6 protein-coding genes are annotated in these 9,269 nt (G+C 40.8%); 5 read left to right on the forward strand and 1 reads right to left on the reverse strand.

The genetic code is table 11. The features are described from left to right. The 5 genes from cobN to ACTB1O_RS06205 form a co-directional block, all read left to right on the forward strand. A partial coding sequence (cobN, locus tag ACTB1O_RS06185; protein WP_462994267.1) for a cobaltochelatase subunit CobN occupies positions 1-3,503 on the forward strand: 3,503 nt, incomplete at its 5' end. Further along, the gene (locus tag ACTB1O_RS06190) at positions 3,503-3,928 is read left to right on the forward strand and encodes an ATP-binding cassette domain-containing protein (RefSeq protein ID WP_462994268.1); all 426 of its coding nucleotides are present in this window, start codon (positions 3,503-3,505) and stop codon (positions 3,926-3,928) included. The genes cobN and ACTB1O_RS06190, both read left to right, overlap by 1 nt. 224 nt (positions 3,929-4,152) lie before the next feature. Beyond that, positions 4,153-5,238, forward strand: coding sequence for a hypothetical protein (locus ACTB1O_RS06195; RefSeq protein ID WP_462994269.1), 1,086 nt, complete (start codon positions 4,153-4,155; stop codon positions 5,236-5,238). A gap of 1 nt (position 5,239) precedes the next feature. Then, positions 5,240-6,970, forward strand: a complete 1,731-nt coding sequence (locus tag ACTB1O_RS06200) for a hypothetical protein (RefSeq protein ID WP_462994270.1) — start codon at positions 5,240-5,242, stop codon at positions 6,968-6,970. Between the two features lie 32 nt (positions 6,971-7,002). Continuing rightward, positions 7,003-8,436 (forward strand): TolB family protein, encoded by a 1,434-nt coding sequence (locus tag ACTB1O_RS06205; protein ID WP_462994271.1) that lies wholly within the window; start codon positions 7,003-7,005, stop codon positions 8,434-8,436. Positions 8,437-9,000: 564 nt separating this feature from the next. On the opposite strand, the gene ACTB1O_RS06210 is transcribed toward ACTB1O_RS06205, so the two are convergent. Beyond that, positions 9,001-9,269, reverse strand: a 269-nt coding sequence (locus ACTB1O_RS06210) for a hypothetical protein (RefSeq protein ID WP_462994272.1), incomplete at its 5' end; no start/stop codon positions are given.

The raw sequence follows: 9,269 nt of genomic DNA on the forward strand, positions 1-9,269 counted from the left end.
AAGAATACAGCATAAATACATTTTTTGTAAGTTCGGTCAGAGAGGAAATGGCCGAGAATCGTCATCTCTTTGCACAGAATGAAGAGGATTATAAGTTTTTGCATGCATGCCTTGAACTTTCCGGAAAAGAAAATACGAAATCACTTGTCATGTGGATTTGCAAAAATCTGGGCGGTTTTGATGTTGAAATCCCGCCGCTGCATTATCCGCCCACTGAAGGATTTTATCACCCGTCCCTGCCTGAAAACTATGATTTTAAAGCTCAATTAAAGAGAATTGACCCGGAAAAACCAACCGTTGGAATTCTTATTCACCAGTTTTTTTACATCAGGAGAAATCTTCTTGCAGTTGATGCACTGATAAAGGCTGTTGAAGAGAGAGGTATGAATGTTCTGCCTTTTTTCCTTGTAACAAGCCCTAATGAAGTCACAGGTGCAATTGGTATCAGAAAATTCATTGAAACTTACCTGATAAAAGACGATGTCGCCATAATAGATGTATTAATTCTTAATATGTCATTTTCACAGCTTTCTTTATCAGATCCAAATGACGGTACAAAAACAGATCCTGTCTACAACTTTTTCTGCGACTTAAATGTACCACTTCTTCAGACGATAACGATGTACAGGTCATATGAGCAGTGGATAAATGATGATCAGGGATTATCGGCAATGGAGATCTCATCAGGAATCATCTGGCCGGAGTTTGACGGACAGATAATTGCAATCCCTCTCGGCACAACAGGTGAATATGAAGGCAGAAAAAATGTTGCAATTCCTATACCTGGACGCCCCGAAAGAATTGCAGAGATGGCAAAACGCTGGTCAGAACTAAAAAGAGTACCTGTAAAGGACAGAAAAGTTGTAATTTTCCTCTACCAGTATACCGGAGATATGGATGCTCTCGGTGATGCCGGCGGACTAGACACTCCGCAGAGTGTCATTGAAATTCTTCATCACTTAAAAGATGAAGGCTATTTTGTAGAAAATATTCCTGAAGATGGAAATGCTCTTATCTATGAGATGATTGCGGGTCTTACAAACGACACCCGCTGGATGACAAAGGAGCAGATGAAGGAAAGGTCGGCAGGCTTTGTCAGCGCTGATTTATACAGGCAGTGGTTTTTGAAAATCCCTCAAAAGAACCAGAAAAAAATATCCGAAGACTGGGGTGAAGCACCAGGAGAGCTTTTTGAATATGAAGGAGAGCTTTGCATCCCCGGTGTTGTCAAGGGGAATATATTCATCGGAATTCAGCCGCCAAGGGGTCATTTTGAGCAGATAGAAACTATGATTCACTCAACAGATCTTGTAATGCCCCATCATTATCTAGCATATTACCGATGGATAAAAAATGTGTTCGGCGCACATGCGGTAATTCATATGGGAACACACGGAACTCTTGAATGGCTACCCGGAAAGGGAAATGCAATGTCAGAGGAATGTTATCCTGATCTGATTCTTGAGGATATGCCTCACCTTTATCCTTACATCATAAACGATCCCGGCGAGGGAATGGAGGCAAAAAGAAGAAGCTGGGCCGTTGCTCTTGACTACAACACTCCGGCAATGATGCGTGCCGAAGGATATGGAGAGCTATCCAAACTTGACACAATTCTTCAGGAATATCTGCGTGCAAGGCGCGGCGGTGAAGCAAAAAAGGCCGAAAACCTGATTGAAGAGGCACGTGACATTGTAATAGACAAAAATCTCACAAAGGATCTTGGCCTTTCGGCTGAACCCGTATGTGAAGAAATTGCAGAAAAGGCTGAACGGCTTTATGATTATATCTGTGAACTTCGTGACGCCACAATAAAAGACGGCCTGCACATCTATGGACAACCACCCGCCGGCAACCGCTTTTTAGAGATGATTTATGCACTGACAAGGCTTGAGAACGGCATTGTTCCTTCTCTTAGGGAAAGCATTGCAAAGGCAATGTCTTTGTCACTTCGGGATCTGATGGAAAGTCCGTCTGAGTTCAATGAAACCAAAGGTCAGACAAACGGCGCCCTTATTGATCTGATTGACGCTTCCTCCACAGATCTGATTCTTAAAATGGCTGAGTGTGGCTATAATTGCGAAGAAGTGCTTGAACTGATAATTGCTGAATATGGTCCTGATAATAATGATCTTGAAACCTGTGCGGCATATATCTGTGATGAACTCGTCAAAAACCTGAATCTGACAACTGATGAAATGACAAACCTGATTCTCGGGCTTGATGCAGGATATGTTCCACCAGGAGGCTCGGGTGATCCAACCCGCGGAAACGCACATCTTCTTCCGACAGGCAAAAACTGCTACTCAATAGACCCTGCATGCATCCCGACGCCTTCGGCATGGAAGACCGGAAAAGAGCTTGCAGATCAGATGGTTGAGCGCTACATCGAAGAGAAAGGCGAATACCCGCAAAAGGTGGGAATTGTTGTCTGGGCAACAGATACAATGAGAACAGGCGGAGATGACATTGCATATATTCTGTGGCTTATGGGACTTCGGCCTGTATGGTCGGACCGTGGCGGTGCCGTAACAGGTCTTGAGGTAATTCCGGCAGGTGAGTTAAACCGGCCTCGTATAGATGCTTCTTTGCGAATCAGCGGCATGTTTCGTGATTCTTTCCCAAACCTTGTTAATATGATCGATGAGGGGGTTGAAACAATTGCTTCTTTGGATGAAACAGATGATGTCAACTTCCTTTCAGCCCATTTAAAAGAAGATTTGCTTGAGAGGATTAAAGAGGGCTTTCCAGAAGATGAAGCTCGCGAGATGGCGCTTATACGGATATTTGGCGACCCTCCGGGACAGCATGGTGTAGGAGTGTGTGATGTTGTACATGCATCGGCATGGAAGGACAGAAAGGATTTGGCTGACGTTTTCACAAACTGGGGAGCACATGCGTACGGGAGAAAGTTCAGGGGTGAAAAATTCCCTGAACTCTTTAAAAAACAGTTTGGCAGTCTTGATGCAACCGTAAAAAACCGCGTTTCACGTGAATGGGATATTCTTGAGACCGATGATGATTATGCTGTCCTTGGAGGAATGAATGCGTGTGTCAAGGCATATGGCAATAAAGACCCCGTATCAGTAATAGGCGAGGCATCAGATCCCAAAAACATAAAGACAAAACTTCTTGATGAAGAGATAAGGTTTATTTTTAGAAGCCGCGTTCTAAATCCACGCTGGATTGAAGGATTAAAACCGCACGGGTTTAGAGGAGTTCAGGAAATTGTCACAACCGTTGAATATGCCTTTGGCTGGGATGTCACATCAGATGCATTAGACGACTGGGAATACCAGGCGGCGGCAGAACATTTTCTTTTTAATCCTGAAAACAGGCAGTGGATAGAGGATAATAATCCATATGCTCTTCACAGCATCTCAGGAAGGCTTCTTGAGGCAAAGGATCGTGGTTTTTGGGATGCTGATGAAGAGACAATCCGAAAACTTCAGGAGATTTATCTTGAGTCCGAAGATTTCCTTGAAAGAACGGGCGAGGACTGATGACTGCTATTGAAACTACAGAGCTGACAAAAAAATTTGGAAGTCTGTGTGCAGTTGACAGTTTAAACCTTAAAGTGGATGGAGAGATCTTTGGCCTTTTAGGTCCGAACGGCTCCGGAAAAACAACAACCGTCCTTATGCTTACAACCCTCATCAGACAGACAAGGGGTAGTGCCAGCGTATGCGGCTATGATACCTTAAAAGAGCCTGATAAGGTAAGAGGCTGCCTCAGTTATGTCCCGCAGGACATGGCGGTTGACACAAATCTTACAGGACGTGAGAATATGCTCATCTTTGCCCGCCTTTACGGGATTGATAACCCAAAAGACAAGGTGGATGAGCTTCTTGGAATAATGGATCTTTCGGGGCGTGCGGATGATCTTGCAAAAACCTACTCCGGCGGTATGGAATTAAGGGAGATTTGATAAACCTTTGGGGGCAGAAGAGGTTTTTGATAGGTTCAGGGAGATCTGGCTTTGGAGTATATATCTCTGATTTTTGTTCTATTTTTTATGAATTATATTGAATAAATATGCCTGCTCGTTTTTACGTATTCAATCGTTACACGATTTTATTAAATATTAACATTTAATCTTAATAAATATTATTTTATAATATTTAATGCTAATAAATTTTATAAAATTATTGAATGGATAATATGAATAATAAAAACACAACTTCACGAATTTACATACTTGCATCGATTCCCTGTCAGGGAAAGACAACGACTGCTCTTCTTTTGGAGAAATATTTTCGAGAACGGAATCTGAAAGTTGCCTGTCTTCAGATGGACAAAGGCTATTTTGATGTACATTCCTACATTGAAAATGACTGCTACCACTATACAATTCCTCTTGAAGCAACAAAGACCTGGGAGGATTTTGAACGATGTATTCCTGCCGGCTTTGATGTTTACCTGCTGGAAATTACTTTTGCATACTCTCCCAAAGGAATGGCGTATATCGATCTTTTCAATAATGTGAATGAGGTGATTTCTCATTATTTGAAAGACGAATGGCAAAAATCAGCTAAAAACGCTGTTTTGGATTGCATGCGTAATCATTATATGATTATAGATGGAGAGAGCGAGGATTCTTTGATGGTTTTATGGGATTTATTTCATAAAAGAAATGTAAAGATTGTATATACCAAGTCTCCAGTTGAACTTGAAGGACCTTACGTTAATGCCGAATTTGAATTAGTGAATCCTGAAGAGTTTGTTTACGAAGAGATAAAGCCTCAATATCAATTTCCGTACGGCACGAAAAAAGCGATCGCAGTTGGGGCATTTCCTGCCGAATACTGGGATATTTTTCCTGATCTGAAATGGTTTGGTTTTGATTATGCGGGCTTTATGGAAAGATTCAGGAAGGAGGATTACGATCTTGCCGTAATCGGAAAGTGTATGAATAAAAATCTAAAATTTTATGACAGGCCAAAAAATTGTGAAGTGGTCTGCTACCAGCCGTCGGTCTACATCAATTTTTCTGCAGATTACAAACTTAAAACTCAAAAGGATGATTTTATGGAAGTTTTTAAGAGAATAAAATCAAAAAAGCCCGGAAGTCCTATCGGAAGCGACGAAGGAATGTTTGGATCTTACAACAATAAATACTGGACCTACAGGACACATCCTGACTTTGATATAATAAAAAAGGAAGGTAATATTGTTTTTTGCAACGGCTGGATTCTTCCCCAATATTTAATCCGTGACGGATTTTTGGAGGTGGAGTGATATGGGCAATCCCCCGCCGACTCCTCCTGTTGTGACACTCGTTAATCCTTCAGGTTCTGATATCTGTGATCCTGTCGGTACTATGCGGACGTTCACAGCATCATGTGATCAGCCTGCAATAATGAAAATTTATCTTGGTGTTTCTCTTTTATTTGAGACTAGTTCTACTGTCCAACAGATTTCATACGCTTTTCAGAGTGCACCTGTGGGTAGTCACGTAGTCCGGGTGGTTGCAGAGAATGCCAATGGATCCGGGGAAAATTATTGGAACTGGAATGTCCTGTCAACACCGCCTGTTGTAACACGGGTTGATCCAGGGGAACAGGAAATTACTGATCTTATAAATACAATGCGTCGATTTGAAGCAAGTGTTGATCAAAATGCTTTAATGAAAGTATATATTGATGATTTTTTAGTATGTGAGTCTGAATATTTTGTCAGGAATATCTCATGTACATTTAATAATACAATATTAGGGAATTTTGTTGTAAAAATTACTGCAGATAACACAAATGGTAGTGGAGAAACTACATGGAACTGGCATATCCGCTCCGCTGATTCACCTGTTGTAACACTTATCAAGCCGGTCTCTGAAGACATTACTGATCAGATTGGCAGTCCCAGGACTTTTATAGCAAGTGCCAACCAGCCGGCATATTTGGAATTTGCTTTTAATGGCTTGCCGGTATGTAAGAAGCGTGTTATATGGGAAAACTATCCTTGTTCATTTAAATTTGCAAGCAGATCTGCAGGAGATCATAAGGTTGAAGTTACTGCTGTTAATGCAAATGGAAGAGATAAAAAACATTGGAACTGGCATCTTACCAATCCAACATCATGCATCGAAAATGATTTACAATGTAAAGGGTATGATTTATACAAGTGCATAAATGGTCAGTGGACCGTTTACGAATCAAATTCACCTCAGTGCGGATGGAGTGATCCTTTAACTCTTCGAAAAATCCAACATTATGTGGATTTATTCTGTCATCCAACATCTCCTAAGGCAGCTGCTGTTAGCGTTTCTACCGATCCTTTTCATTCAGTTTCAATTGAAACCTATGATTTTAAGTCGTATACATATTCGGGGACAGTGAAATATAAAGCAGATCGGATTTATAGAAACATTGAAGTTGAACCGTTTGTTTACCAGTTGTATTTGTTTGCAGGTGATCCCTACTGCTCTTCAGTACCGATAACGGCAGAAAATATTGGTGTAAATATATCAAATGTTAAACCATCGGTTAATAATCTGGTAAATAATTCCGGATATAATGTTGAGGCAAAGCCAATCAAGGATATTGTTAAACCTGTTTCCGAAATCCAAAAAATTACAGGGATTCATCCTGATACTCAGGGTTATATTTTAAAAATCAGTGTTCTGGTAAACTGGTATGAATTGATGGTAGCTTTTCCTGATGCTGAATTTTCGGTCGAATTTGATCTTCAATATACAATCACAATGAGGCACTCTGAACCCCAGGTAAATACATTTGTCCGCCACTGGGCATATTCAGGAAACGATAATCCTTTAATTCAATTAATGATGATGCTTGCTGGATTTTGTAATACACTTGAAACAATTCCGGCTACAGCAAACTGGGGTTCTGCTGATGTGGTGTCGGTGGGATTAAGTGGTGCGCAAAATGCAGGCGGTCTGTTAAGAGAACCGTCACAATATCAGGATATATATGGGATCAACTGGCCGTATGGATATGGGGATGTTCAATAGTTCTTTCAGAGAATGAGAATGGGATTGTATCAATGAAAGAAAAAAATGTAATCTCAATTATTGCAATTGTGTTCATCACAGCCGGTGGAATATTAATCTGGGCGTCCGCTTGTGCAGGTGTTCTCCCGGGGAACTATTTTCTTCTTGAGATTGGTGGAAAATACGACTCCATGTACCCTTCAATCAGCCCTGACGGAGGAGAGATCGCTTATGTCGCCTATTCCTATCGTGAACCTGATTCGTCTGATCTCTGGATAGTGAATACCCGGACGTGGAATACACGGAGGCTGACCTCTTTGGAAGATGTCCCCTTTCGCCCTTATTGGAATCCATCAGGAGAAACCATCGTGTTTTTAGCCGGAAGGGATCTCTGGACGATCGAGAGAAACGGTAAGAACCTCACCAGGCTCACGGATAGTAAGTCTTTGGCTCTTTGTCGGGGCTGGAGTCCCGACGGGAGACGGATTGCCTATATCCAGAATAGCTCTCTTAGGGTGATAGATGCCGATGGCGGGAACAGTAAAATTGTTGTTGACGGATGTCATTTTGATGTTTTTCCATCGTGGAGTCCTGATAGCAGGAGGATTGTCGTTTCATGTCCTTCACGCCGAACCACTACTGTAAACGGCACTCTTATTTCTGAAAATAATTCCCGTGCAGGGCTGTTGATTATCGATATCGAGAATGAGTCTGAGACCCTGATTGAAGTTGAAGACTGTAGCCTGCCGTCGTGGAGTCCGGCTGGAGATTGGATTGCATATGCATCGACTGACGGCATATGGACGGTTCGCCCTGATGGTTCCGGCAATTATAAAATCAGCGATGATCGCGTATATTTTTCCGAAAATCCCAGATGGGATTCAACCGGCGGGAGATTAGTATATCTCACAACTGACGGCAGGATGATAAAGACAGTGAACTCTGACGGAACCGGGGAGCGTAATGCAGTGCCGGTTTTGGACAGCATCTCCTTCACCATGAGCAGTGATGGACATGTTGCATACAGCCCCATGTGCACCGTCCGGTTGTCACCTGTGGACGGTATCGACTGGTGTAAACTTTTTTCCACAATTCTGGATTTAATCAGGCTGAAAAATATGCAGGAAAGATGTATTGAGAGCATCAGTGAATATCGTGATACATATGATAATACTGTGAGAGTCACATTGCCGGAGATAGTGTATTCCTCTCCTGAGGGACGTGTTGTTAATGATACTGTAGGTTCGGACAGAATATTCACTGTCGTCTCAGGTTCTCCTTCGACAATGAGGTTTTCACTTGATTCTGACGAACAGGTTTATTTGAGCGATACCGGTGTCCTGCAGGATTCGTTCATTTTTGAAAATGTCTCTCCCGGTACGCATATGGTAATTGCATCTGTTTTTGGTGCGGATAATACGACAACCGGAACAGCAATTCGTTCATGGACATGGAATGTCTTATCCTGGGAAGAAAATAGGAGTTAATGAAATTACTAGAAAATTGGAGTTTTAAGAATGAAAATCAGAATATTATTATCTCTCTTAATCTATGGGATTTTTTGTCTTTTTAGGATAGAATATTTGTGGAGAAATCATGTTCAATTTTTGTGATTTGGGAAATATTTTAAGGTCTATTTCCGGTTATATTATAAATCCTGTGGTAACATATGAAAAAAATAGAAATAAGGGTTATTCTCATGCAGTAGCAATATTTGTAATTCTTTATAGTGTCATTTGGTTTCTTTCGAAATCTTTGCTACTAATTAATGATATTTTATGCGGACGAACAATTGATTTGGACTTATTATCGCTGCAATTTATGTTATACCTGGCTCTATATGTCTCTATTGAGATTCTGGTTGTTGTATTTGTAATCTATTCTGTATCTAAATTTGAAAATAAAAATGTAAATTTTGTTAATTCTTTTAAAATTACATTTATAAGATGTGCCTTTTTTATCTTTATATTGGGATTATATTCTGTAATAAATGCAGTGTTGAATTTATTGAATATAAATTATGGCATTTCCGGCCTGGTAGATTTTGTTATTTATCTACTTTTTATTCTCGCAAACCTTTTTTTTATCCGGGTCTCAGCCGAAGGGATAAGGACATTGAATGGTCTTTCCAGAGTTAAATCATATTTAATCGCCATGATTTCTATTTTGGCAGCAAATGCGGCAATATATATTAATGCCTTCTGGCTTGAGGGTATATTATTGGCATAGGGGTGTGAAGTTTTGGTATTCAGAACATCAGATTTTTTCGAGGATTTGGAAGCATTATTCATATGGTCAAATTTTGTTGATTGTGAAGAGG

The organism is Methanomicrobium sp. (genome assembly GCF_055145805.1).

What these genes read in the sequence shown, in the direction of transcription:
- ACTB1O_RS06190 (WP_462994268.1), top strand. Translation starts at nt 3,503, where the DNA reads ATGACTGCTATTGAAACTACAGAGCTGACAAAAAAATTTGGAAGTCTG.
- ACTB1O_RS06195 (WP_462994269.1), top strand. Translation starts at nt 4,153, where the DNA reads ATGGATAATATGAATAATAAAAACACAACTTCACGAATTTACATACTT.
- ACTB1O_RS06200 (WP_462994270.1), top strand. Translation starts at nt 5,240, where the DNA reads ATGGGCAATCCCCCGCCGACTCCTCCTGTTGTGACACTCGTTAATCCT.
- ACTB1O_RS06205 (WP_462994271.1), top strand. Translation starts at nt 7,003, where the DNA reads ATGAAAGAAAAAAATGTAATCTCAATTATTGCAATTGTGTTCATCACA.